Genomic DNA, 24,401 nt, shown 5'->3' with positions numbered 1-24,401 from the left:
GCCTTATCCCTTCGCCGGACGGAACACGGGGAGCGTGATCTTGTCGTCGAGCTTCTCGAAGGCGACCTCGAGCTTCATGTCGAGCTCGAGCGCCTCCGGCGTCTGCGGGCAGTCGATGATGTTGCTCATCATCCGCGGTCCCTCGGCAAGCTCGACCACGGCGATCGCGTAAGGCGGCGTGAAGCCGGGCGCGGCGGGGCGGTGGTTGATCACGTAGCTGTAGAGAAAACCCTTGCCGCTCGCCTTGAAGATGCTGACCTTGCGCGAGGCGCAGGAGGGGCAGAACGGGCGCGGCGGGAAGTAGACATGCGCGCAGGCGTCGCAGCGCTGCAGGCGCAGTTCGCCCGCCTGCGTGCCGTCCCAGAAATGCTGGGTTTCCGGCGTCGGTTTCGGTCGCGCGCGCTGCGGTTCGGCCATCTCGGAACGCCCTCCAAAGGCAAATCTTGTTCAGACAAGGGCTTGGCGCCCGCCTGTTTCGATCTTGATGCGACAATCGACCATGGCGCGTCAACGGTCCAGCAATGCGCATGCATGCCATCATGCGCACAGTGCTTGTGTCGAACTGAGCCAGCGCTATAGATTGCGCGCGCCAATATTCCGTGAGACAGACATGCCCGATTTTCCGACGCTGGCGAAGCTCGCCGAAGACCTCGAAAGCGGCCGCACCACCTCCCGCAAGCTGGTCGAGGCGTGCATCGCCAAGATCGCCGATCCCTCAGGCGAGGGGCAGCGCGCCTTCATCCATGTCGACAAGGACGCCGCGCTCGCGGCCGCGGATGCGATGGACACCCTGCGCAAGGTCAAGGCGGCGCCGTCGCGCTATGCCGGTATCCCCATCTCGATCAAGGACCTGTTCGACATCAAGGGCCAGGTGACGCGCGCCGGCTCCCGTGCGCTCGACGATTCTCCGCCAGCCGAGCACGACGCGGCGACGGTGGCGCGGCTGCGCAAGGCCGGCTTCGTGCTGATCGGGCGCACCAACATGACCGAGTTCGCCTATTCCGGCATCGGCATCAATCCGCATTACGGCACGCCGAAGGGCGCCTGGAACCGGGCGGAGGGCCACGTGCCCGGCGGCTCGTCCTCGGGTGCCGCGGTGTCCGTGCTCGACGGCATGGCGCATGGTGCGCTCGGCACCGACACCGGCGGCTCCTGCCGCATTCCCGCGGCCTATAACGGCATCGTCGGTTACAAGCCGACGCAGCGCCGCGTGCCGCTCGACGGCTCGGTGCCGCTGTCGTTCTCGCTCGATAGCATCGGTCCCCTGGCGCGATCGGTCAGTTGCTGTGCCATTCTCGATGCGGTGCTCGCCGACGAGCCGGTCACGGCGCTCAAGCGGCGGCCCGTGAAGGGCATGCGGCTCGCCGTTCCGACCACGATTGCGCTCGACGATCTCGATGCACCGGTCGCCCAGACGTTCGAGCGCGCGCTGAAGACGCTTGCCGACCATGGTGCCATCATCGAGCGCATCGAGATGGCCGAATTCCACGACATCGGCCCGATGAACGCCAAGGGCGGCTTTGCGGCCTCCGAAAGCTTCGCCTGGCATCGCTATCTCATCACCTCCAAGGGCGACATCTACGACCCCAGGGTCTCCGTGCGCATCATGCGCGGCGAGGCGCAGAGCGCGGCCGACTACATCGATCTCCTCAACGAGCGCCGCTCGCTGATCGCCCGCGTCAATGCGCGCCTCGCGCCCTACGACGCGCTGGTGCTGCCGACCACCGCCAACACGCCGCCGAAGATCGCCGATCTCGCCGACGACAAGGCGTTCACCACCCAGAACCTGCGCGCGCTGCGCAACTGCACCCTGATCAACATGATCGACGGCTGCGCCATCTCGCTGCCTGCGCATCGCGAGGGCGACGTTCCCGTCGGCCTGATGCTTGCAGGGGCAGGCGGGTCCGATCGCCGTATCTTTGAACTCGCTGCCGGCATGGAGGCCGTTATTCGTGTTTGACCTGACTTTCACCGTCGACGCCCAGGACACCACCACGCCGCTGACGCTGGCGATCGACCAGATGGTCATCGCGGGCTGGACCGGCCGCGATCCCGTCGCGCGCGACAAGCACATCAAGGAGCTGCAGGAGATGGGCATCGCCCCGCCGGCCTCGACGCCGATCTACTATCGCGGCGCGGCGCGGCGGCTGACCCAGGAAGACAGCATCGAATGCACCGGCGGCGATTCCTCAGGCGAGGTCGAGTTCGTGCTGATCGGATGGCAGGGCCGCATCTTCGTCGGCTGCGGCTCCGACCACACCGACCGCAAGGTCGAGGCCTACAGCGTCACGGTCTCCAAGCAGATGTGCGACAAGCCGATCGCCGCGACGCTTTGGGAGCTCGAGGACGTCATCGGCCACTGGGACAAGATGATCCTGCGCTCCTGGGCCACCATCAAGGGCGAGCGCGTGCTCTACCAGGAGGGCACCCTGGACGCGATGCTGCCGGTCAATGACCTGATCGCGCGCGGCTTCGACGGCAAGAAGTTCCCCGACGGCTGCGCCATGTTCGGCGGCACCTTCGCCGCCAAGGGCGGCATCCGCCCGGCGGAGCGGTTCGACTTCGAACTCGAGGACCCCGTGCTGAAGCGGACCATCAGGCACGGGTATAGCGTGGTGACGTTGCCGGTGCGGGGCTGAACCGTCTCCCCGCCGTCATTGCGAGGAGCCCTTGCGACGAAGCAATCCAGACTGGTTCCGCGGAGAGATCCTGGATTGCTTCGCTTCGCTCGCAAAGACGGGGAGATAGTCATCGGAAATCGGGTGGCGGGGTGAGCGTCCGGCTGCGAAGGTGATTGCTATGACAATGACCGCACGAAAATCAGCCCACCCCTCCGTTCCCGACCTCGCCGCCCACGTCGATGCCCTCGACTGGCCGCAGATCACTGCCGAACTCGACACCCAGGGCTGTGCCGTCCTTAAGAACCTGCTGACGCCGGACCAGTGCCGCGCCGTCGCCACGCTCTATCCTGATGACACGCATTTCCGCAGCCGCATCGTCATGGGCCGCCATGGCTTTGGCCGCGGCGAATACAAGTATTTCTGCTATCCGCTGCCCGACCCGATCGCGCAGCTTCGCCCGGCGCTCTATGGGCATCTGCAAGGCGTCGCCAACCGCTGGAACGAGGCGATGGGGATCGACATTCGCTATCCCGCCTCGCATGCGGCGTTCCTGAAGCGCTGCCACGAGGCCGGGCAGGCGCGGCCAACGCCGCTGCTGCTGCAATACGAGGCCGGCGACTACAACTGCCTGCATCAGGACCTCTATGGCGAGCACGTGTTCCCGATCCAGGTCGCGATCCTCTTGTCCGAACCGGGCCGCGATTTCACCGGCGGCGAGTTCGTGCTGACCGAGCAGCGCCCGCGCATGCAGTCGCGCGCCGAGGTGGTGCCGCTCGCGCAGGGCGACGCGGTCGCCTTTGCTGTGCACCACCGCCCGGTGCAGGGGACACGCGGCACCTACCGCGTTAATCTCCGCCACGGCGTCAGCCGCATCAGGTCCGGCCAGCGCCATACCCTGGGCGTGATCTTTCACGACGCGAAATGAGCGGAGCCATTGACGGCTGATTTGTTCGACAGCGTTGCCGAGGCACAGCCGTCGCGCGAGGAGATCGCGGACGGTGCCGTGCTGCTGCGCGGCTTCGTGAGGCCGATCGAAAGCGAGCTGATCGACGCCGTGCGCGCCATCGTGGCGCAATCGCCGTTCCGCCGCATGACCACGCCCGGCGGCCACCTGATGTCGGTGGCCATGACCAATTGCGGCGAGCGCGGCTGGATCACCGACCACACCGGCTATCGCTACGATCCCATCGATCCACGCACCGAAGCACCATGGCCGGCGATGCCGCCGGTGTTGTCCGATCTCGCCCGCCGCGCGGCGGAGCAGGGCGGCTTTGCGGGCTTTTCGCCCGATGCCTGCCTCGTCAATCGCTACGAGCCCGGCACGCGGCTGTCGCTGCATCAGGACAAGGACGAGCTGGATTATTCGGCGCCGATCGTCTCGGTCTCGCTCGGCCTGCCCGCGACCTTCCTGTTCGGCGGTCTCGCCCGCGCCGACAAGCCGCGCCGCTTCCGGCTGGTCCATGGCGATGTCGTGGTCTGGGGCGGCCCGTCCAGGCTCGCCTATCACGGCGTGGCGCCGCTCGCCGAAGGCGAGCATGCGCTATTGGGACGGAAGCGGATCAATCTGACGTTTCGCAGGACGCGATAGGGAACCGTCATTCCGGGGCGCGCGCTAGCGCGAACTATGGTGCGCAATTGCGCACCTGAGAATCTCGAGGTTCCGGGTTCGATGCTACGCATCGCCCCGGAACGATATCAAGGCTTCGGCGGGTGGATGAATGCCCACGGGCTCACTTCCGAATCCCGTGTCACCTCCACCGAGATCAGATACGGCCCGCCATGCGCGAGCGCCTTCTCCATCGCGGCCTTGAACTGGTCGGGCGCGGTGACGCGCGCGGCTGCCACGCCAAACGATTCTGCGAGCTTGACGAAATCCGGATTGACCAGATCCGACGCCACCACGCGGCCGTCGAAGCGTTCGCGCTGGTCGCGGCGGACATTGCCGTAGGCGTTGTTGTTGAACACCAGCGTCACCACGCCGATGTTGAACTGCACGGCGGTGGCAAGCTCCTGCACGCCGAACATGAAGCCGCCGTCGCCGGTGATGGCCACCACAGGCTTGTCCGGGTTGGCGACCTTGGCCCCGAGCGCGGTCGGGAAGCCCGAGCCGAGCGTGCCCTGATAGCCCGAGGTGATGAAGGTGCGCGGCTGGTAGATCGGAAAGCCGTACCAAGAGGCGAAGCCGACCTGCGAGAGTTCGTCCGTCACGATCGCGTTCGCCGGCAGCACCTCGCGCAGGATGTTCAGATAGGCCATCTGCGGCTGGACCCGTTGGATCTCGGCCTGCGCGCTCGCAGTCGCCTCGCGGATTGCGGCGCGGCGTCCGGATGTCTTGCTGTAGCCGGCCTTGCGCACGGCAGCAGCGAGATCGGCGGTCGCGGCCCTGGCATCGGCGACAACAGCGGTGTCGGCAGCAAAGCGCCGCATCTCGACCGGATCGATGTCGATGCGGATGCTTTTGAGGCCGGCAGGCTGATACGGCCAGCGCGACATGGTCGGCAACTCCAGCCGCGAGCCGATGCCGATCATGAGATCGGTGTTGGGCCACAGCTTGTAGGCCGCGGCCATGGTGAGGCCGAGCTCATGCGCATTGGAGACGATGCCGCGGCCGCTGCGGAAGGCGACGACGGGGGCATCGATCATCTCGGCGAGCTCGAGTATCTCCTCGCCTGCCTCGATCGCGCCGCTGCCGACGAAGATCATCGGCGCCTTGCTGCCCTTGATCAGCGCGGCCGCCTGCTTGATCAGGTCTGGGTCGGGAAGCGGCGCGGGCAAGGGCTCCAGCACCTGGGCTGCGGCCGTGTCCGCGCGCTGCGTAAAGATATCCCAGGGCATTTCGACCGAGGCGGGGCCGCGCCGGCCGGACGTCATCTCCTGAAAGGCGCGCGCCACCGTGGTCGGTGCGTTGCCGGGCGTCTCGATACGGTCGGCCCATTTGACGTAGGTGCGCAGGGTCGCGAGCTGGTCCGGCATCTCGTGCAGATGGCCGCGGCCCTTGCCGAGGAATTGCGTCGGCACCTGGCCGGTGACGCACAGCACCGGCTCGTTGCAGCCATAGGCGGTGAGCAGCGCCGCGCTGGCGTTGAGCACGCCGGGGCCGGGCACCACGCTGAACACGCCGGGCCTGCCGCTGGCGCGCGCATAGCCGAACGCCATGTAGCCGCAGGCCTGCTCGTGCCGCGCGCCGATCACCTTGAGTTGGGCCTGGTGGAAGGCGTCGAACAGGCCGTAGATCTGCGCGCCGGGCAGGCCGAACACGGTGTCGACGCCATGGGCGACAAGCCCGCTTACGATCGCTTCGCCGCCGGTGAGGGTGGTCATTGCATCATTCCACTTCAGTTGTTGGTCAGGCTTCGTCGACGACGCCGTTGCGCAAGGAGCCGATGCCCTCGGCCGCGACCTCGATGACGTCGCCCGGCTTGAGATAGCGCGGCGGATCGAACCGCGCGCCCGCGCCAGTCGGCGTGCCCGTGACGATGACGTCGCCGGGGACGAGCGTTGCGAAGGTCGAGATATAGCTGATGAGATAGCGGAACGGAAACATCAGCCGGCTGGTACGATCGTCCTGCCTGAGCTCGCCGTTGACATGGGTGGTAAGCCTGATGTCGGCGATCTGCGCTTCCTTCGTGTAGGGCACGAGCCACGGCCCGAGGCTGCCGCTGGAATCAAAGTTCTTGCCTTGCGTGACGTTGAACTTGGCGTGGCGCAGCCAGTCGCGCACCGAGCCTTCGTTGCACAAGGTCAGCGCGGCGATATGATCAAGCGCGGCACTTTCCGCGATGTGCCGGCCCTGCTTGCCGATCACCAGCACGATCTCGCCTTCATAGTCGAGCTGCGCCGAGGCGCGCGGGCGCACCAGCGGCGTGTCGTGGCCGACGAAGGAGCGCTGGCTCCGCATGAACATGCTCGGATATTTCGGCGCGTCCTGGCCGTCCTTGTACTCGGCGTTGCGGTCGGGGTAGTTGACCCCGATGCAGATGATCTTTTCCGGCGCGGGCACCGGCGGCAGCCAGGTGATCTCGCTGAGCGCGTGAACCGGCGTGCGGCCGGCGGCCTCTTCGGCAAGGCTCACGAGCTTTCCGGCCGCGATCACCTCGCGCAGCGTCGGATAGTCTTTTGCGTAGCGCGCGGACAGATCGACGATGCCGCCTTCGAGGACGGCGCCGTAGCGGGTTTCACCCTTGATGGAATAGGTGGCGAGGCGGGGGAGCTTCATCGGTTAATCCGCCACCAGCACATCGGCCACGAACTTCGGCTCGCGCACGGCTTGTCCTGAGAAGGGCGAGCCCTGCTCGAACCAGGAGCGCGGGGCCGGTGCGCCCCACAGCGTCTGGCGGCGCGGATCGCGCAGCGACCAGCGCAGCGGTTCGTGGTCGTGATCCCCGGTGAAGTAATCGCTGGTGTAGAGCTCGAGGCGGTGTCCGTCGGGATCCCTGACATAGAGGAAGAACGCGTTAGAGATGCCGTGACGGCCCGGGCCGCGCTCGATGTTCTTCACAAAGCCCTGCGAAGCCATGACGTCGCAGAGATGGATGATGTTCATCGCCGTCGGCGTCCAATAGGCGAAATGGTGCAGGCGAGGTCCCTTGCCGTTGGTGATGGCGAAGTCGTGGACGTTGCCCTTGCGGTGCATCCAGGCCGCGGCGATGCGGCCGTTCGGCCCATCCTCCTCGGCATATTCGGTGAGGCGGAAGCCGAGCCGCGCATAGAAATCGACGGTGTCCTGCACCTCGGCGGCGAAGACGTTGAAATGGTCGAGCCGCTGCGGGTGGCAGCCCCGGTAGAGGTCGTAGCGGCGGAGCAGATGCGGCCGCCGCTCCATCGACGCATAGAGCTCGATCTGGAAGCCGAAGGGATCGGTGAATTGCAGCGTGCGGCCCTGGAAGGGCTGGTCGGCGAAGGCGTAGGCGAGACCGTTCTCCGAGAGGAACGCGGCGGCCTTGTCGAGGTCTTTGTCGTTGCCGACCTTGAAGCCGAGCCTGTTGCAGGCGGGCACCGCGGCTTTCCGCAGCACCAGCGAGTGGTGCTGGTGCTCCTCGGCGGCGCGCAAATAGACGACCGTGTCATCGGCGTCCTCGACATGCATGCCGACGGTGGTCTCGTAGAATTCGCGGCTCAGCTTCAAATCGGTCACGTCGAGCACGACGTGGCTGGAGCGGATGATGTTGAACGGCGGCTCGAAGATGTGTTGCGGTACGGGCATTGCGTTTCCCCTCTGCGCTCGTCATCCCGGGATGGCCCGAAGGGCCAGGCCCGGGATCCATAACCCCGGCTGGTGGATATGGATTCCGGCTCGCGCTCCGCGCGCCCCGGAATGACAGTTAAATTCCCAGCTTCTGAATCTTGTGCGTGCCCCGCGCCAGCGAGACGTGCTTGGTTTCCATGTAGAAGTCGAACGAGTAGTCGCCGCCGTCGCGGCCGATACCGGAGGCCTTCATGCCGCCGAACGGCGTCGGTAGATGCCGGACGTTCTCCGAGTTCAGCCAGATCATGCCGGCCTCCAGCGCGTCGGCGACACGCAGCGCGCGGCCGACATCGTTGGTCCAGACATAGCCGGTGAGGCCGTAGCGGATGTCATTGGCGATCTCGATCGCATCCTTCTCGTCCTTGAAGGACAGCACCGTGAGGAAGGGGCCGAACACCTCCTCCTGCGCCACGCGCATCTTGCCGTGAGCGCCGGTCACCAAGGTCGGCTCGACATAATGCCCGCCGCCCGGGCCGTCATGAGCCTTGCCGCCGACCGCGATCGTCGCGCCGTCCTGGCGCGCGACGTCGAAATAGGAGCAGACTTTTGCCAGATGGCGTTCGTGGATCAGCGGTCCGATCTCGGTGGCGGGATCGAGGGGATGGCCGACCTTCAGCGCCTTCACGCGCGCGGTCAGCTTCTCCACGAATTTGTCCGCGATGCTCTGCTGGATCAGCAGGCGGCTGGACGAGGTGCAGCGCTCGCCGTTGAGCGAGTAGATCATGAACACGACGGCATCGAGCGCGCGGTCGAGATCGGCGTCGTCGAACACGATCACCGGGTTCTTGCCGCCGAGCTCGAAATGCACCCGCTTCAGCGTGGGCGCGCCCTGAACCATGATCGCCGAGCCCGTCGCGCTCTCGCCGACGAAGCCGATCGCCTTGATCGCGGGATGTTCGGTCAGCGCCTTGCCGGCTTCCTCGCCAAAGCCATGAACGGTGTTGAGCACGCCGTCGGGCACGCCGGCTTCCTTCACCAGCCGCGACAGGATCGAGGCGGTCACCGGCGACCACTCGGCCGGCTTGTGCACGACGGTGCACCCCGCAGCGAGGGCAGGGGCGATCTTCCAGGTCGAGAGCATGAACGGCGTGTTCCACGGCGTGATCACGCCGACGGGGCCGATCGGCACGCGCGTCGAGATGTTCCAGTGCTCGTCGCTCGGCGTGTTGAGGCCGTCGCGCGCCTCGGCGCATTTGTCGGCGAAGAAGCGGAAATTCTCGGCGGCGCGGATCGCGGCCTTGGCCATGAAGCGATAGGCCTGGCCGGTGTCGATGCATTCGAGCACCGCGATGTCGTCGGCATTGTCCTCGATGGCGTCGGCCACCCGATGCAGCAGCTTCTTCCGCATCGCAGGACCCATGTCGCGCCAGGACTTGAAGGCGAGGGCGGCGGAGGTCGCGGCAGCGTCGATATCCTCGGCATTGCCGCGCGCGACGCTGGCGAGCGTCGCGCCGTCGACCGGCGACTTCGTCTCGAAGGTCGCACCGGAGATCGAGGCGACGGTCTTGCCGTCGATGAAATGGCCGATGCCGTCGGCCTGCAGCTTCTTCAGCAGCGGCGCGACGCGGTCGCGGTTGGCCTGGAATACATCGGCTTTGGGCGTGGGCTTATCCATTTGCGGCCTCCACTTTCAGGGCGTCGTGGATGTTGTTGCGCTTCCAGCTCGTGTCCTTGTCGTTGATCTGCATGTCGAACGACAAGGCGAACTTGCTCGCGGCGAAGACGGGATCGAGATGTTTTGAAAGCGCCTTGAACACATGCTCACCGGCTTTCTGCCGGGTAGGGAGATCGCGGCCCTCGCCAATGCGCAGCACCATGTCGAGGAAGCCGTAATCGTTCCGCGCGTCTGCAATCGCATAATGCTCGCAGCGGATGGCGCGGACGCGGATGCCGCCGAGCGGGAAGATGCCGGTCTCGACCGCGGCCTTGCGCACGACTTCGCACACCGTGTCGATGTCGAGGCGGCCATCGAGATTGGCCGAATATTCGATCGTGAAATGCGGCATCGCGGTTTCACTCCCTGTGTCGTCTTGTTGCTTTACGCGAAGTAGCAGCTCACCGAACCGTAGGCGCCATAGTCAGCCTGGATTGTGTCGCCCTTGCGGGTCTCGATCGGCCGGATGAAGGAGCCGGCGAGCACGACCTGACCGGGCTCCAGCGCCAGCCCAAGCGGCGCGATCTTGTTGGCAAGCCAGGCAACGGATGTCGCGGGATGATTGAGCACGCCGGCGGCAAGGCCTGTCTCTTCCAGCTGGCCATTCCTGAAGCACAGCGCGCCGATCCAGCGCAGGTCGGCGTCCAGCGGACGGATTGGCCGCCCGCCGAGCACGATGCCGGCATTCGCCGCATTGTCGGCGATGGTGTCGAAGATTTTTCGCGTCGCCTTCGTCCTGGGATCGACGCGCTCGATCCGCGTGTCCAAAATCTCCAGCGCCGGGACGACGAAGTCGGTGGCGTTGAGCACATCGAACATCGTGCAGTCAGGGCCGGCGAGACGCTTCTTCATGACGAAGGCGAGCTCGGCCTCGACGCGCGTCGCGATGAAGCGCTCGGTCGGGATGATCCCGCCGTCGGCGAAGAACATGTCGTCGAGCAGCACGCCGGAGTCAGGCTCGTCGATGTTGAGCGCGCTCTGCATGGCCTTCGAGGTCAGGCCGATCTTGTGGCCTTTGACGATACGCCCCTCCGCGATCTTGACGTCGACCCAGGCCTTCTGAATCGCGTAGGCATCGGCGATGCTGATGTCGGGGAAGTCCTGCGAGAGCTGCCGGATCTGCGTGCGGGTCTTCTCCGCCTGGTGCAGACGGCTCGCGCAGGCCTGGATATCGTCGTTGGAAAGCGCCATGCGTCATCTTACAAATCGTGGTGCCCGGAGATACTTAACATGTTAAGTGAATGCGTCAAACAGAATCTGAGCTTGCTGCACTGCAAACGTTTTGCAGTCTGAAAGGGCGCCATGACCAAGAAACCGGCCGATCCCGCCAACGGAGCCGCGCCGACCGCACGGCAGGTGCCGATGCGCGACTTCTCGCGCTCCTTGCCGATGTCGCTGCTGCGGGCACGCGAGGCGGTGATGCGGCAGTTCCGCCCCAATCTGCGCGAGCACGGCCTGACCGAACAGCAATGGCGCATCCTGCGCGCGCTGGCGTCCATCGAGGCCGCCGAGGTCACGGAACTCGCGCGCACCGCCTTTCTGCTCGGACCGAGCCTGTCGCGCATCCTGCGCGATCTCGAGGCGCGCAATCTGATCGAGCGCAAGACGGCGAAGGCGGATCAGCGCCGCAGCATGGTCTCGATCTCGAAGGAGGGCGTGAAGCTGATGGCCTCGGTGGCGCCGAACTCGGAAGCCATCTACGCCGAGATCACGCGGCGCTTCGGCGCGCGCAAGCTCGCCGAACTGCAGGAGATGCTCGGCGAGCTCGAGCAGAGCCTTGCGGAGCTCGGTGCCGGCGAGGAGGCAAGCGCCGAGGAGTGACAGCAGATATGCGCGGGCGCGCGGCAAGCATCATGGACATCACCGCGCATTTTCGCTCAAACTGCCGCCCAAGCCGATCGCTCAAGACTCGGCGCCAGGGCGGATGATGCAGCATTTGCTGCGCGCCTCCGCTGCAACGGGGAGGCAAGCAGACCCTCATGGTCACCATTCAGGTTCAGAGGCTGATCGATTTCGTCGCCGAAGTCTTTGCGCATGCGCAGTCCTCGCCGGAGGAAGCCCGCCGCATCGCGACCTATCTCACCACGGCAAATCTCACCGGTCACGACAGCCACGGCGTGATCCGCGTTCCCGTCTACATCCGCTGGCAGAAATCGGGCTCGGTCGTGCCCAACCAGACCGCAGAGGTGGTGCTCGATACGCCTTCGCTCGCGGTGGTCGACGGCAAGTTCGGCTACGGCCAGACCGTGACGCCGCAGGCGGTCCGGATCGGCATCGACAAATGCAGGAAGGCGGGGCTGGCCGCGGTCGCGCTGCGCAATGCCGGCCATATCGGCCGCGTCGGCGACTGGGCCGAGATGGCCGCCGCCGAAGGCCTGGTTTCCGTGCATTTCGTCAACGCCGCCGGCTCGCTGCTGGTGGCGCCGTTCGGCGGCGTCGAGAAGCGGCTGTCCACCGCGCCTTATTGCGTCGGCATCCCGCGTCCCGGGCAGGACCCGATCGTGCTGGATTTCGCGACCTCGGTCGTCGCCGAGGGCAAGGTGCTGGTGGCAAGCCGCGGCGGCAAGAAGCTGCCGAAGGGCGCGCTGGTCGATGCCGACGGCAGCTTGAGCGAGGATCCGGCGGTGCTCTACGGGCCCTACACGGCCGAAGGGCCGCGCGATCACACCAAGGGCACCGGCGCCATCCGCGCCTTTGGCGAGCACAAGGGCTCGGGCCTCGCCTTCATGTGCGAGCTGCTTGGCGGCGCGCTGACCGGAACCGGGGCCACTTCGGGCGGCCGGCGCTTTGCCAACGGCATGCTGGCGTTCTATGTCGATCCGAAGGTGGTCGATACCTCCCATGTGTTCGATGCAGAGGTCTCGCGCTATGCCGACTTCATCCGCGCCACCAGGCCGATGGCGGGGGTCGACCAGGTGCTGATTCCCGGCGATCCCGAGCGGAAAACCCGCGCTGAACGCAGCAAAAACGGCATCCCCTTGCCGGATGACACCTGGGCGGCGATAGTGAACACCGCCCGCGAGGTCGGCGTCAGCGAAGTCAGCATCCAGAGGGCGACCGCATAGGTCTTGCGTCATTGCGAGCGTAGCGCGGAGCCCCGGTTCGCGGTAACAGCAGGGTCGTGCTGTCGCGGCGGTTCGTCATGGTGACGAAGGCCCAACCAACGGTCCAAACAACCCAACGGTCCAAACAACAAAGAAGGAAGGCAACGTGGCGAACAAGGTCAAGGAAATCTGGAAGTCGGGCAAGGCCGTGGTCAACGCGTGGCTCGCGATACCCTCCGGCTTCTCGGCCGAGATGATCGCGCAATGCGGCTTCGACAGCGTCACCGTCGACATGCAGCACGGCGTGCAGGACTATCTGTCGATGGTGCAGTGCTTCCAGGCCATGGACAAGCATCCGGTGACCCCGATGGTCCGCGTGCCCTGGAACGAGCCCGGCATCATCGGCAAGGTGCTCGACGGCGGCGCCTATGGCGTGATCTGCCCGATGGTCAACACGGCGCAGGAAGCCAAGAACCTCGTCTCCTATTCAAAGTATCCGCCGCAGGGCGTCCGCTCCAACGGCCCGATCCGCGCCGGCATGTACGGCACCGCCGGCTCCTACCAGAAAACCGCGAACGCCGACACCATCCTGCTGCCGATGATGGAGACCAAGACCGCGGTCGAGAACATGGAAGCGATCCTCGATGTCGAGGGCATCGACGGCGTCTATATCGGCCCGTCCGACCTCGGCTTCTCCTACGGCCTCGAGCCGAAGCTCGACCGCAGCGAGCCCGAGATCCTCGCGATCTACGAGAAGATCATCAAGGAATGCGGCAAGCGCGGCCTCAACCCGGGCATCCATTGCAGCGGCGCCGAGGGCGCAGCGCGCGCCATCAACATGGGCTTCAAGCTGGTGACCTTGTCGAATGAAGTCGGCCTGATGACGACCTACGCCAAGATGCAGGTCAACGCGACCCGCAAGGAGTCCGGCGGCAAGGCTTGATCTCTCTGTGTCCCGGACGCCGGGACCCAGAAGCTTGCGAACCACGTGACGTAACACAAGGCCCCGGATCTGCAGCGCATCGCTATCGCGCTGCGCAGCGTCCGGGGCACGATACTTTGAAGACCCAAGGAGACCTGCCATGACCATCAGCCCCGTCATCCGCCTGCATCCCGATGATGGCGTGGTGATCGCGCGCGCGAGCCTGCCGCCGGGAACGGTGGTGGCCGATGGCGTGACCGCGGTCGACCGCATCCCCTCCGGCCACAAGGTCGCGATCAAGCCGATCGCGGTCGGCGAGCCCGTGATCCGCTACGGCCAGATCATCGGCTTCGCGACGATCCCGATCGCGCCGGGCCAGCACGTGCATGTGCAGAACATCGGCATGGGCGACTTCGCCAAGGACTACGCCTATTGCGCCGACGTCAAGCCGACGCCGAATTTCGACCTGCCGGCGACCTTCGAGGGCATTCGCCGTCCGGACGGCCGCGTCGCCACACGCAACTATATCGGCATCCTCACCTCGGTGAATTGCAGCGCGCATGTCGCAAGCCTCGTCGCCGACGTCTTCAAGAAGAACCCCTTCACCGGCGACAATCCGCTGGCCGATTTTCCCAATGTCGACGGCGTGGTCGCGCTGACCCACAAGACCGGCTGCGGCATGACGCAGAACGAGCCGCTCGCGCTGCTTCGCCGCACGCTCGGCGGCTATGCGCGCCACGTCAATTTCTCCCACGTCGTCGTGCTCGGCCTCGGCTGCGAGGTGAACCAGATCGGCGGTCTGATGGAAGAGCAGAAGCTCGCCGGCCGCCTGCGCGCGATGGACATCCAGGAGGTCGGCGGCACCCGCAAGACGGTGGAAGCAGGCATCGCCTTCGTGCGCGAGGCGCTCGCTGACGCCAACAAGGTCAAGCGCGAGTCCGTGCCGGTGAGCGAACTCACCGTGGCGCTGCAATGCGGCGGCTCCGACGGCTATTCCGGCGTGTCGGCCAATCCTGCGCTCGGCGCCGCCAGCGATCTGATCGTCCGCCACGGCGGCACCGTGATCCTGTCGGAGACCCCCGAGACCTACGGCGCCGAGCATCTGCTCACGCGCCGCGCCGTCAGCCGCGAGGTCGGCGAGAAGCTGGTCGACCTGATGCGCTGGTGGGACGAATACACGATGCGCGAAGGCGCCGAGATGAACGCCAATCCGAGCCCCGGCAACAAGGCCGGCGGCCTCACCACCATCCTGGAGAAGTCGCTCGGCGCGATGGCGAAGGCCGGCACCACCAATCTCGTCGAGGTGCTGCGCTACGCCGAGCCGGTGACCAAGCGCGGCTTCGTGTTCATGGACACGCCCGGCTACGATCCCGTCGCCGCAACCGGCCAGGTCGCCGGCGGCGCCAACCTCGTCTGCTTCACCACGGGCCGCGGCAGCGTGTTCGGCTGCAAGCCCGCGCCCTCGATCAAGCTCGCCACCAACACGCCGATGTACAAGCGCATGGAAGAGGACATGGACGTCAATTGCGGCACCATCCTCGAAGGCGAGGAGAGCGTCGAGCAGTGCGGCCAGCGCATCTTCGATCTCATCCTGAAGACCGCGTCGGGCCAGCCGACCAAGAGCGAGAGCTTCGATTTCGGCGGCGCCGAGTTCGCACCCTGGGTGCTTGGCGCGACGATGTAGCTGGTGTGCAGGCAGCAGCTTGCTGCCGCGGACATCTACGTAGTCATACGTAGGTGCCATATGACCGCGGGGGGTTCCGCGGTCACTCGGGATTAAGATTTCGCACCGTAATCGTGAAGCGATGCGGGCGACTCCTTCGAGGGCTCTGCCCTACGACAGGATTCGTCAACGATGACGCATGCGATACGGCCGACCGGCGTGGAAAATCTCCTCGGTGAAGAGGAGCTGATCGTCTCCAAGACCGATCTCAAGGGCCGCATCACCTACGCCAACGACGTCTTCGTCCGCATGGCGAAATACTCTTACGCCGAGCTGATGGGCGCGCCGCACAGCGTGATCCGCCATCCCGACATGCCGCGCGCGGTGTTCAAGCTGCTCTGGGACACGCTGCAATCCAGGCAGGAGATCTTCGCCTACGTCGTCAATCTGGCCAAGGACGGCAGCCATTACTGGGTGTTCGCCCACGTCACGCCGACCTTCGACGAACGCGGCAACATCGTCGGCTATCACTCCAACCGTCGCAAGCCCGACCCGGCGCAGATCGAGCGCATCAAGCCGATCTACCGGACGCTGTGCGCGGAGGAGGCGCGGCACGCCAATGCCAAGGACGGCATGCGCGCGAGCTTCGATGCGATGGTCGGACTACTGAAGCAACAGGGTGTCGGTTACGATGAATTTGTGCTCTCTCTCTAAGGCGCAGGGAGCGACCGCGCTCGCGTGTGTTCTTGCCGTCGTTGCGTTCGGGCTTTCGCTTCTCGGTGTACCCGGTGCGTCCGCGGCGGTGCTGCCCGGCGCCATTGTCGCGCTGCTCGGCTACGCCGTCTGGTGCCAGCATCGTACCGCGATGGCGGTCGATGAAGTCGCCGATGTCTGCCGCAAGGCGGCCCACGGCGATCTCGAGGCGCGCATCCTCAGCGATCGCCAGGCCGGCCGCATCGGCTCGATCCAGAAGTCGGTCAACGACATGCTCGACATCACCGATGCCTACTTGCGCGAAGCTTCAGCCTCGATGGAGTACGCCAGCCGCGGCAAGCATTTCCGCAAGATCCTCGCGCGCGGTCTGCCCGGCTCGTTCCGCCGTTCGGCCGTCGTCATCAATGCCGGCACCGACAGCCTCGGCCGCCGCGTGGTGGAGATCGCCGATCTCGCAAAACAGTTCGGCACGCATCTCGACGGCGTCGCCGGCACCCTGATGGGCGCTGCGACCGATCTGGAATCCGACGCGCACCAGATGGCGGCGGCGGCCGAGAAGACCAGCCGGCAGACTTCCGGCGTGCTCAGCGCCTCCGACCAGGCCTCGCGCAACGTCGCCACCGTCGCCAGCGCCGCGGAGCAGCTTGCATCCTCGATCGCCGATATCGGCCGTCAGGTGACCGGCTCGACCGCGAGCACGGGGCGCGCCGTCAACGAGGCCAATCGTGCCGGCAGTGAGATCCGCGCGCTCGCGGACGCCGCGATGCGGATCGGCGACGTCGTCAAGCTGATCAGCGAGATCGCCTCGCAGACCAATCTGCTCGCGCTCAACGCCACCATCGAGGCGGCGCGGGCAGGGGAGGCCGGTCGCGGCTTCGCGGTGGTGGCCTCCGAGGTCAAGAGCCTTGCCAACCAGACTGCGAAGGCCACCGAAGAGATCAGCGCCAAGGTCGGCGAGATGCAGCAATCGACCACCAACTCGGTCGCGGCCGTCGAGGCCATCGCGCAGACCATCGGCGAGATCAACGGCATCACCGCCGCGATCGCGACCTCGATCGAGCAGCAGAGCCTTGCCACCCGCGAGATCGCCCGCAACGTCCAGGAAGCCTCGGCCGGCACCTCCCAGGTCTCCTCCAACGTCACGGGCATCAGCGATGCCGCCGCCGACACCGGCCGCGTTGCCAGCCGCGTCAACAGCGCCTCCGAGCGCGTCCACGGCGAAGTCGAGACGCTGCGCCGCGAGGTGACGCAGTTTTTGCAGCGGCTGACCTCGGCGGCGTAGGGCCGCGCCGCGAGAGTAGTCGTACGTAGATCCACAAGAGGTCGTCATGCCCGGGCTTGTCCCGGGCATCCACGTTCTTTGACATCGCAAGCCAAGGTCGTGGATGGCCGGGACAAGCCCGGCCATGACGCCGTGGAAGCTTCAGGGCGCCAAACTCCCACTTGCTAGGTGGTAGCCCCCGAGGACGACGGGGATACTTCCTAGGCAGCCTCTGCCCGTTGTTAGTGCTTGATCGCATTGACGTCAGGTGTTCTGCTCAAAAAAGCTGCTGGAGCACCGTACCCCGTGTCGATCTACGTCGCATTACACCACGTCACGCACTACAAATACGACCGCCCGATCGATCTTGGCCCGCAGACCATCCGCCTGCGGCCGGCGCCGCACACGCGCACGCCGATCCTGAGCTATTCGCTCAAGGTCACCCCGGCCAATCACTTCGTGAACTGGCAGCAGGACCCGCAGGGCAACTGGCTCGCCCGCTACGTCTTCCCGGAGAAGACCACCGAGCTGAAATTCGAGGTCGACTTCACGGCGCAGATGACCGTGGTCAACCCGTTCGACTTCTTCGTCGAACCCTATGCCGACAGCTTTCCGTTCGAGTATCCGAAGGACCTCAAGACCGAGCTCGCGCCCTATCTCGAGACCATGAAGGCCGATCGGCTGTTCGCAAAGTTTCTCGACACCATTCCGCACGAGGCGCCCAACACCGTCAACTTCCTGGTCGATCTCAATCGCGAGCTGCAGAAGAAGGTCAGCTACATCATCCGCATGGAGCCGGGCGTGCAGACGCCGGAGGAGACGCTCGCCTCCGGCGCCGGATCATGCCGCGACTCCGCCTGGCTGCTGATCCAGACGCTGCGCCATCTCGGGCTCGCCGCGCGCTTCGTCTCGGGCTATCTGGTCCAGATCCGTCCCGACATCGACCCGATCGAGGGGCCGCCCGAGGTCGAGAACGATTTCACCGACCTGCACGCCTGGGCCGAGGTCTATCTGCCGGGCGCGGGCTGGATCGGCTTCGACGCCACCTCCGGCATGCTGGCGGGCGAGGGGCACATCCCCGTCGCCGCCACGCCGCACTATCGCTCGGCCGCGCCGATCTCCGGCGGTGCCGGCTTTGCCGAGGTCGAGTTTGCCTTCGACATGAGCGTGAGGCGGATCCGCGAGGCGCCGCGCATCACAAAGCCCTTCTCCGATGAATCCTGGGCGCGGCTCAACGATCTCGGCGAGCAGGTCGATGGCGATCTTGCCGCGCAGGACGTGCGGCTCACCATGGGCGGCGAGCCGACCTTCGTCTCGGTCGACGATCTCGAAGCAGGCGAGTGGAATACGGAAGCCGTCGGCCCGACCAAGCGCACGCTCGCCGACGATCTGATCCGCCGCCTGCGCACGCGCTTCGCGCCGGGCGGCCTGCTGCATTACGGCCAGGGCAAATGGTATCCGGGCGAAAGCCTGCCGCGCTGGGCCTTCGGCCTCTACTGGCGCAAGGACGGCGTGCCGATCTGGAAGAACGCCGACCTCATCGCCAAGATCGAGAACCCGCGGCGGCCCGAGGTCAGGGACGCCGAGGCCTTCATGGAAGGCACCGCCGCGCGGCTCGGCGTCGACCTTGGCTACATCATGCCCGCCTATGAGGATCCGGCCTATTGGCTCAAGAAGGAAGCCGAGCTTCCGGTCAATGTCGATCCCACGGACTCGAAATTGTCCGATGCTGAAGCGCGCGCCCGCATGGCGCGGGTGTTCGACGAGGGGCTGAACACACCGCGTGGCTTCGTGTTGCCGATCCAGCGCTGGAATGCGCCGCCGCGCTGGCGCAGCGAGCGCTGGCCGCTGCGACGCAGTCATCTGTTTCTGATGCCGGGCGATTCACCGCTCGGCCTGCGCTTGCCGATCGGCTCGCTCGGCTACGTGCCGCCCAATCAATATCCCTACATCGTCGAGCAGGATCCAATGGAGGCGCGCGCCAAGCTGCCGGTGTTCACGTCGCCGGCGCGGCCGAAATCACCGCCCCGGGAGGCGCCCGAGAAGCTCAACACGTCCGTCCCGGTCCGTACCGCGATGTCGATCGAAATCCGCGACGGCGTGATCTGCGCATTCATGCCGCCGGTCGAGCGCATCGAGGATTATCTCGAACTGGTCGCGGCGCTCGAAGCCACCGCGGAGGAGATGCAGCTCCAGGTTCACGTCGAGGGCTATCCGCCGCCGTTCGATCCGCGCATCGAGGTGATTAAGGTGACGCCCGATCCTGGCGTCATCGAGATCAACATCCAGCCTGCAAAGAGCTGGCGCGATGCCGTCGATATCACGTCGGGTCTCTATGAGGACGCGGCCAAGGTGCGGCTCGGCGCCAACCGCTTCCTCGTCGACGGCCGTCACACCGGCACCGGCGGCGGCAACCACGTCGTGGTCGGCGGTTCGAGCCCGCAGGATTCGCCGTTCCTGCGCCGGCCGGATCTGCTGAAGAGCCTCGTGCTGTATTGGCAGCGGCATCCCTCGCTGTCCTATTTCTTCTCCGGCCTGTTCATCGGCCCGACCAGCCAGGCGCCGCGCATCGACGAGGCCCGTCACGACAGCATCTACGAGCTCGAGATCGCGCTCTCGCACGTGCCGCCGCCGGGCTACCAGACGCCGCTGTGGCTGGTGGACCGGCTGTTCCGGCACCTGCTCGTGGACATCACCGGCAACACCCACCGCGCCGAGATCTGCATCGACAAGCTCTATTCGCCGGAAGGGCCCACCGGGCGCCTCGGCCTCGTCGAATTCCGTGCGCTCGAAATGCCGCCGGATCCGCGCATGTCGCTGGCGCAGCAGCTCCTGATCCGCGCGCTGATCGCCAAGATGTGGCGCGAGCCGCAACAAGGCAAGTTCGTGCGCTGGGGCACCGCGCTGCATGATCGCTTCATGCTGCCGCATTTCATCTGGGAAGATTTCCAGGACGTGCTCGGCGAGCTGAAAGAGTTCGGCTACCCGTTCGAGCCGGAATGGTACCTGGCCCAGCTCGAATTCCGCTTTCCCGCCTTCGGCCGCATCCATCATGGCGGCGTGACGCTGGAGCTGCGGCAGGCGCTGGAGCCCTGGCACGTGCTCGGCGAGGAGGGCTCGGCCGGCGGCACCGTGCGCTATGTCGACAGTTCGGTCGAGCGGCTCCAGGTCAAGGCGGAGGGCTTTGTCGAGGGCCGCCACGTCGTGACCTGCAACGGCCGCCGCCTGCCGATGACCTCGACCGGCCGCTCGGGCGAGGCCGTGGCCGGGGTCCGTTTCAAGGCCTGGCAGCCGGCCTCCGGGCTGCACCCGACCATCCCCGTCCACGCGCCGCTGACCTTCGACCTGATCGACACCTGGAACGGCCGCTCGCTCGGCGGCTGCGTCTATCACGTCGCCCATCCGGGCGGTCGCAATTACGACACCAAGCCGGTCAACACCTATGAGGCCGAGGCGCGGCGGCTGGCGCGTTTCCAGGACCACGGCCACACCCCGGGCCCGATGCAGCCGCCGCCCGAGGAACGCACAAATGAGTTTCCGCTGACCCTCGACTTGCGGACCCCGCTCCTGCAATGAGTATGATGGTGGGGGAGGGAAAGGCGCATGGCCGAGGGCGCAGCCGAAGAGAACGACCAGCCGGGCAGCGCAGCCGCCCGGAGCCGGCTCGCGCAATGGGTCCGCGACTATAGCCGCCTGCCCGGCATCCCCGACGAATTCCTCGGCCCCGACGGCGCCCCGCGCGCGGTCTGGAGCCGGTTCCTCGATGCCTTCGGCGCGCTCGCGCCCGACGAGATCGAGCGGCGCTTCGGCATGGCCGACCGCCATCTGCGCGAGGCCGGCGTCACCTACCGCGCGCCGGGCGACAGCGCCGACCGGCCCTGGTCGCTCAGCCATCTGCCGCTGCTGATCGACGAGGCCGACTGGAAGCAGCTCTCCGCCGGCATCACCCAGCGCGCCGAGCTGCTCGAGCTCGTGCTGCGCGACATCTATGGCGAAGGCCGGCTGGTCGCCGAGGGCGCGCTGCCCGCGGCCGCGATCGCCGGCAGCCCCGAATATCTCCGTCCCGTCTTCGGCGTGCCGCCGCCGGGCGGGCGTTACCTGTCAATCTATGCCGCCGATGTCGGCCGCGGCCCCGACGGCCGCTGGTGGGTGCTCGGCGATCGCACCCAGGCTCCGTCGGGCGCGGGCTATGCGCTCGAAAATCGCCTGGTGCTGTCGCGCGCCTTCTCCGATCTCTACAAGTCGATGAACGTGCCGCGCGTCGCCCCGTTCTTCGAGGCGTTCCGTGACTCACTGCGCGCGCGCGCCGATCGCGACGAGCCGCGCATCGGCGTGCTCACGCCCGGCAGCTTCAGCGAGACCTATTTCGAGCATGCGACGCTGGCGCGCTATCTCGGCTTCCTCCTGGTCGAGGGCGACGATCTCGCCGTCAGCGACAACCGCGTCCACATCCGCACCGTCGCCGGCCTGAAGCGGCTCGACGTGCTCTTGCGCCGCGTCGATTCCAACTCGCTCGATCCGCTCGAGCTCGATGCCTCCTCGCATCTCGGTGTGCCCGGCCTGATCGACGTGCTGCGCAAGGACGGCGTCGTCGTCGCCAACATGCCGGGCTCGGGTGTGCTGGAGGCGAGGGCGCTGCTCGGCTTCCTGCCGGCGCTGAGCCGCCGCCTGCTCGGCGAGGAGCTGAAGATGCCGCATATCGCGACCTGGTGGTGCGGCCAGCGCAACGCGCGCGACGAGGTGCTGTCGCGGCTCGACGAGGTCGCGATCGAAGGCGCCTATCGCCGCGGCGTGCCGGGCTTCGAGCGCAGCGGCCCGGTGCTCGCGAGCGAGCTCGACGCCGCCGGACGCCAGCGCCTCGTCGACGCCATCGGCGCGCGCGGCATGGATTATGTCGGCCAGGAGGTGGTGCGGCTCTCGACCATGCCGGTGTGGGAACACGGCCAGCTCACGCCGCGTCCCTTCGTGCTGCGCGTGTTCGCGGCCGCAACGCCGGACGGCTGGGCCATCATGCCCGGCGGCTTCTGCCGGATCGCCGAGCAGCCGGACGCCCGCGCGGTGTCGATGGGCGACGGTGCCCGCGCCGCGGACGTCTGGGTCGTCTCGGAGAAGCAGGTCTCGACGGCGACGCTGCTGCCGGCGACCGACAAGGTCCGCATCCGCCGCATCGCCGGCGTGCTGCCGAGCCGCGCCGCCGACAATCTGTTCTGGCTCGGCCGCTATCTCGAACGCGCCGAGGCGACGTTGCGCCTCGTGCGCGCGCTGGGCTCGCCCAGCGGGCCGAACAAGGGCACCGCGGCCTCGCTGCAATCGTCCGAACGCATCCAGCGCATGCTGGTGGCCTGGGGCGCGATCTCGCAGACCTCGCGTACGGCGCAGGGGCGCATCGTCGCCGAAGCGCTGCAGAGCCCGGAGCGGTTCGGTTCGGCGCTCTCGCTGGTCCGCGCGGCGCAGCGCACCGCGACCTCCCTGCGCGAGCGGCTGTCGCCCGACGCCTGGCAGGTCATCACCGAGATGGCCGAGCGCCTCGCCTACGAGGTGGAGGACGACGACAGCGTGGTCAGCGCGGCCGAGCTGACCCTGCAGGAGCTGGCGAGCTTCGCCGGCCTTGCCCAGGAGAACATGAACCGCGCCGCCGGCTGGCGCTTCCTCGACATCGGCCGCCGCACCGAGCGCGCCATCAACACCACGCGCTTTGCACGTCAATTTGCATATGACGAGGCCGGCGACGAGGATCTCGACATCCTGCTGACGCTGGTGGATTCCCAGATCACCTATCGCTCGCGCTATCTGCTGGCGCCGATCCTGGCGCCGGTGCGCGATCTCGCCGTGCTCGACGGCTACAATCCGCGCTCGGTGGCCTTCCAGGTGGCGACGCTGAACGAGCACATTGCGGCACTGCCGAGCCTGAAGGAGCACGGGCTGATCGAAAAGCCGCAACGGCTAGCGGTGGCGGTGCAGGCGATGCTGGCTACGGCCGAGGCCGGGAAGCTCGAGGTCAAGACGCTGTTCGCGCTGGAGCAGGATCTACTCAGCCTCGCCGAGGCGATCGGGCTGCACTATTTCCCGCACGGTCCCAATGCCAGCCGGCCGGAAAAGCTGACGGGGCTGGCGTGATCTACGACATCCGTCACGTCACCACCTACGAATACGAAACGCCGGTCAGCTTCGCCCGCTGCACGCTGCGGCTGGAGCCACGAAGCGGCGACGGCCAGGAGCTGATCTCGCACCGGGTCGAGATCCGTCCGCGCCCCTCCGAGCGCAACGTCCGCCGCGACTTCTTCGGCACGCTGACCGAGAGCGTCGTGATCGAAGCCGCGCATCGCAACCTGCGCATCGACTCGCGCTCCCGCGTCTCCGTCGCGCGCAAGCCGCCGCCGCGCGATGCGGCCAGTCCGCCCTGGGAAAGCATTCGCGACCTCGCCTTCGAGGCGACCAGCCTCGGGCCGTCCTCGCCGGTCGGCTATGTCTTTGCGAGCCCCCTGGTGCCGGTGTTGCGCCCGGTCAGCGCCTATGCGGCGGAGAGCTTTCCGCCGGGCGCGGGCATCCTAAAGGGCGCGGTCGATCTCATGCATCGCATTCGCACGGAGTTTCGCTACGATCCCAAGGCGACCGTGATCTCGACGCCGCTGAACGAGGTGTTCGACAAGCGTCATGGCGTCTGCCAGGACTTCGCCCATGTGATGATCGCGGGCCTGCGCGGGCTCGGCCTGCCGGCGGCCTATGTCAGCGGATATCTGCGTACCATTCCGCCGCCGGGCCAGCCGCGCTTGCAGGGCGCCGACGCCACCCATGCCTGGGTCTCGCTGTGGTGCGGGGCGGAGCTCGGCTGGGTCGATCTCGATCCGACCAACGATCTCCTGGTTGCGAACGACCACATCGTGCTCGCGCTCGCCCGCGATTTCTCCGACGTCTCGCCGGTCGATGGCATCATCGTCGGCTCGCCGAAGCAGAAGCTCGGCGTCGCCGTCGACGTGGTGCTGGTCGAGTGATTGCGCGCCTCCTCCGTCCCGATTGCGAAGCGGATGCAGGTGCGTGCGCCAGGCCGCGGTCCATTGCGCCGACCTGTCCTTCATGTCCGATAAAGCGAATTTGATGTCCGTCGTTGGGCCGGCGCCCTTGGCACGTCGGCCCCGGTGTGTCGCGCCGCGACTGCAACCGCGATGTCGCAGGGCACAAGAGCAAACATAATTTACGTATTTGGGGTCCGGGATTTGGTCCCCCGGGCCAAGATGGGCTATGCTGCCGCTCGCGTCGAGGGCAACAATGGGACGTCG

The 24,401-nt window shown here is 66.6% G+C and carries 20 protein-coding genes; 13 read left to right on the top strand and 7 right to left on the bottom strand.

What is annotated here, in order from left to right; genetic code table 11:
- Positions 1 to 3 precede the first annotated feature (3 nt).
- On the bottom strand, positions 4 to 417 hold the full coding sequence (locus JQ617_RS27575) for a Zn-ribbon domain-containing OB-fold protein (RefSeq protein ID WP_063691124.1): 414 nt from the start codon (positions 415 to 417) through the stop codon (positions 4 to 6).
- A 193-nt stretch (positions 418 to 610) separates the two neighbouring features.
- On the opposite strand from JQ617_RS27575, the gene JQ617_RS27570 reads away from it, so the two are divergent.
- The 4 genes from JQ617_RS27570 to alkB all read left to right on the top strand — a co-directional run bounded on the left by JQ617_RS27570 (position 611) and on the right by alkB (position 4,209).
- Positions 611 to 1,960: an amidase gene (locus JQ617_RS27570; RefSeq protein ID WP_212029051.1), complete on the top strand. Its 1,350-nt coding sequence runs from the start codon at positions 611 to 613 to the stop codon at positions 1,958 to 1,960.
- The gene (locus JQ617_RS27565) at positions 1,953 to 2,639 is read left to right on the top strand and encodes a DUF2848 domain-containing protein (RefSeq protein WP_212029050.1); all 687 of its coding nucleotides are present in this window, start codon (positions 1,953 to 1,955) and stop codon (positions 2,637 to 2,639) included. The genes JQ617_RS27570 and JQ617_RS27565 overlap by 8 nt, the downstream gene beginning before the upstream one ends.
- Before the next feature lie 160 nt (positions 2,640 to 2,799).
- The gene (locus JQ617_RS27560; RefSeq protein ID WP_212029049.1) at positions 2,800 to 3,546 is read left to right on the top strand and encodes a 2OG-Fe(II) oxygenase; all 747 of its coding nucleotides are present in this window, start codon (positions 2,800 to 2,802) and stop codon (positions 3,544 to 3,546) included.
- 9 nt (positions 3,547 to 3,555) lie between these two features.
- On the top strand, positions 3,556 to 4,209 hold the full coding sequence (alkB, locus tag JQ617_RS27555) for a DNA oxidative demethylase AlkB (RefSeq protein ID WP_212029048.1): 654 nt from the start codon (positions 3,556 to 3,558) through the stop codon (positions 4,207 to 4,209).
- Positions 4,210 to 4,316: 107 nt separating this feature from the next.
- On the opposite strand, the gene JQ617_RS27550 is transcribed toward alkB, so the two are convergent.
- The 6 genes from JQ617_RS27550 to hpaH all read right to left on the bottom strand — a co-directional run bounded on the left by JQ617_RS27550 (position 4,317) and on the right by hpaH (position 10,711).
- Positions 4,317 to 5,942, bottom strand: coding sequence for a thiamine pyrophosphate-dependent enzyme (locus tag JQ617_RS27550; protein ID WP_212029047.1), 1,626 nt, complete (start codon positions 5,940 to 5,942; stop codon positions 4,317 to 4,319).
- 25 nt (positions 5,943 to 5,967) lie between these two features.
- Positions 5,968 to 6,837, bottom strand: a complete 870-nt coding sequence (locus tag JQ617_RS27545) for a fumarylacetoacetate hydrolase family protein (RefSeq protein WP_212029046.1) — start codon at positions 6,835 to 6,837, stop codon at positions 5,968 to 5,970.
- Between the two features lie 3 nt (positions 6,838 to 6,840).
- On the bottom strand, positions 6,841 to 7,824 hold the full coding sequence (hpaD, locus tag JQ617_RS27540; RefSeq protein WP_212029045.1) for a 3,4-dihydroxyphenylacetate 2,3-dioxygenase: 984 nt from the start codon (positions 7,822 to 7,824) through the stop codon (positions 6,841 to 6,843).
- 118 nt (positions 7,825 to 7,942) lie between these two features.
- The gene (hpaE, locus tag JQ617_RS27535) at positions 7,943 to 9,481 is read right to left on the bottom strand and encodes a 5-carboxymethyl-2-hydroxymuconate semialdehyde dehydrogenase (RefSeq protein WP_212029044.1); all 1,539 of its coding nucleotides are present in this window, start codon (positions 9,479 to 9,481) and stop codon (positions 7,943 to 7,945) included.
- Positions 9,474 to 9,872, bottom strand: a complete 399-nt coding sequence (locus JQ617_RS27530) for a 5-carboxymethyl-2-hydroxymuconate Delta-isomerase (protein ID WP_063691107.1) — start codon at positions 9,870 to 9,872, stop codon at positions 9,474 to 9,476. The genes hpaE and JQ617_RS27530 overlap by 8 nt, the downstream gene beginning before the upstream one ends.
- A gap of 32 nt (positions 9,873 to 9,904) precedes the next feature.
- The gene (gene hpaH / locus JQ617_RS27525; RefSeq protein WP_212029043.1) at positions 9,905 to 10,711 is read right to left on the bottom strand and encodes a 2-oxo-hept-4-ene-1,7-dioate hydratase; all 807 of its coding nucleotides are present in this window, start codon (positions 10,709 to 10,711) and stop codon (positions 9,905 to 9,907) included.
- A 111-nt stretch (positions 10,712 to 10,822) separates the two neighbouring features.
- Here hpaH and hpaR point away from each other — a divergent pair, with 111 nt between their 5' ends.
- From hpaR to JQ617_RS27480, 9 genes are all read left to right on the top strand, one after another.
- A complete protein-coding gene (hpaR, locus tag JQ617_RS27520; protein ID WP_212029042.1) occupies positions 10,823 to 11,341 on the top strand; it encodes a homoprotocatechuate degradation operon regulator HpaR in 519 nt (172 codons plus the stop codon).
- 158 nt (positions 11,342 to 11,499) lie between these two features.
- A complete protein-coding gene (locus tag JQ617_RS27515) occupies positions 11,500 to 12,585 on the top strand; it encodes a malate/lactate/ureidoglycolate dehydrogenase (protein ID WP_212029041.1) in 1,086 nt (361 codons plus the stop codon).
- Between the two features lie 145 nt (positions 12,586 to 12,730).
- On the top strand, positions 12,731 to 13,507 hold the full coding sequence (locus tag JQ617_RS27510; protein ID WP_212029040.1) for an HpcH/HpaI aldolase family protein: 777 nt from the start codon (positions 12,731 to 12,733) through the stop codon (positions 13,505 to 13,507).
- 139 nt (positions 13,508 to 13,646) lie between these two features.
- Positions 13,647 to 15,170, top strand: a complete 1,524-nt coding sequence (locus JQ617_RS27505) for a UxaA family hydrolase (protein WP_212029039.1) — start codon at positions 13,647 to 13,649, stop codon at positions 15,168 to 15,170.
- Between the two features lie 171 nt (positions 15,171 to 15,341).
- A complete protein-coding gene (locus JQ617_RS27500; protein WP_212029038.1) occupies positions 15,342 to 15,863 on the top strand; it encodes a PAS domain-containing protein in 522 nt (173 codons plus the stop codon).
- Entirely contained in the window at positions 15,841 to 17,145 is a 1,305-nt protein-coding gene (locus tag JQ617_RS27495) for a methyl-accepting chemotaxis protein (RefSeq protein ID WP_212029037.1), read from the top strand. The genes JQ617_RS27500 and JQ617_RS27495 overlap by 23 nt, the downstream gene beginning before the upstream one ends.
- Positions 17,146 to 17,430: 285 nt before the next feature.
- Positions 17,431 to 20,700 carry a transglutaminase family protein gene (locus JQ617_RS27490; RefSeq protein ID WP_212029036.1) on the top strand — a complete coding sequence of 1,090 codons (3,270 nt, stop codon included), beginning with the start codon at positions 17,431 to 17,433 and terminating at the stop codon, positions 20,698 to 20,700.
- 27 nt (positions 20,701 to 20,727) lie between these two features.
- The gene (locus tag JQ617_RS27485; protein WP_212029035.1) at positions 20,728 to 23,241 is read left to right on the top strand and encodes a circularly permuted type 2 ATP-grasp protein; all 2,514 of its coding nucleotides are present in this window, start codon (positions 20,728 to 20,730) and stop codon (positions 23,239 to 23,241) included.
- Positions 23,238 to 24,116 (top strand): transglutaminase family protein, encoded by an 879-nt coding sequence (locus tag JQ617_RS27480; RefSeq protein ID WP_212029034.1) that lies wholly within the window; start codon positions 23,238 to 23,240, stop codon positions 24,114 to 24,116. The genes JQ617_RS27485 and JQ617_RS27480 overlap by 4 nt, the downstream gene beginning before the upstream one ends.
- Positions 24,117 to 24,401 lie beyond the last annotated feature (285 nt).

The sequence above is a fragment of the Bradyrhizobium sp. KB893862 SZCCT0404 genome (assembly GCF_018130885.1).
In the GTDB taxonomy this organism is placed as follows: domain Bacteria; phylum Pseudomonadota; class Alphaproteobacteria; order Rhizobiales; family Xanthobacteraceae; genus Bradyrhizobium; species Bradyrhizobium stylosanthis.
This window is presented reverse-complemented; position numbering and strand designations above follow the sequence as displayed.

Bases quoted from the DNA above. Each gene is read 5' to 3' on its own strand.
- JQ617_RS27575 (WP_063691124.1), bottom strand. From the start codon at position 417: ATGGCCGAACCGCAGCGCGCGCGACCGAAACCGACGCCGGAAACCCAG.
- JQ617_RS27570 (WP_212029051.1), top strand. From the start codon at position 611: ATGCCCGATTTTCCGACGCTGGCGAAGCTCGCCGAAGACCTCGAAAGC.
- JQ617_RS27560 (WP_212029049.1), top strand. From the start codon at position 2,800: ATGACAATGACCGCACGAAAATCAGCCCACCCCTCCGTTCCCGACCTC.
- JQ617_RS27550 (WP_212029047.1), bottom strand. From the start codon at position 5,942: ATGACCACCCTCACCGGCGGCGAAGCGATCGTAAGCGGGCTTGTCGCC.
- JQ617_RS27545 (WP_212029046.1), bottom strand. From the start codon at position 6,837: ATGAAGCTCCCCCGCCTCGCCACCTATTCCATCAAGGGTGAAACCCGC.
- hpaD (WP_212029045.1), bottom strand. From the start codon at position 7,824: ATGCCCGTACCGCAACACATCTTCGAGCCGCCGTTCAACATCATCCGC.
- hpaE (WP_212029044.1), bottom strand. From the start codon at position 9,481: ATGGATAAGCCCACGCCCAAAGCCGATGTATTCCAGGCCAACCGCGAC.
- JQ617_RS27530 (WP_063691107.1), bottom strand. From the start codon at position 9,872: ATGCCGCATTTCACGATCGAATATTCGGCCAATCTCGATGGCCGCCTC.
- hpaH (WP_212029043.1), bottom strand. From the start codon at position 10,711: ATGGCGCTTTCCAACGACGATATCCAGGCCTGCGCGAGCCGTCTGCAC.
- hpaR (WP_212029042.1), top strand. From the start codon at position 10,823: ATGACCAAGAAACCGGCCGATCCCGCCAACGGAGCCGCGCCGACCGCA.
- JQ617_RS27515 (WP_212029041.1), top strand. From the start codon at position 11,500: ATGGTCACCATTCAGGTTCAGAGGCTGATCGATTTCGTCGCCGAAGTC.
- JQ617_RS27505 (WP_212029039.1), top strand. From the start codon at position 13,647: ATGACCATCAGCCCCGTCATCCGCCTGCATCCCGATGATGGCGTGGTG.
- JQ617_RS27500 (WP_212029038.1), top strand. From the start codon at position 15,342: ATGACGCATGCGATACGGCCGACCGGCGTGGAAAATCTCCTCGGTGAA.
- JQ617_RS27495 (WP_212029037.1), top strand. From the start codon at position 15,841: ATGAATTTGTGCTCTCTCTCTAAGGCGCAGGGAGCGACCGCGCTCGCG.
- JQ617_RS27485 (WP_212029035.1), top strand. From the start codon at position 20,728: ATGGCCGAGGGCGCAGCCGAAGAGAACGACCAGCCGGGCAGCGCAGCC.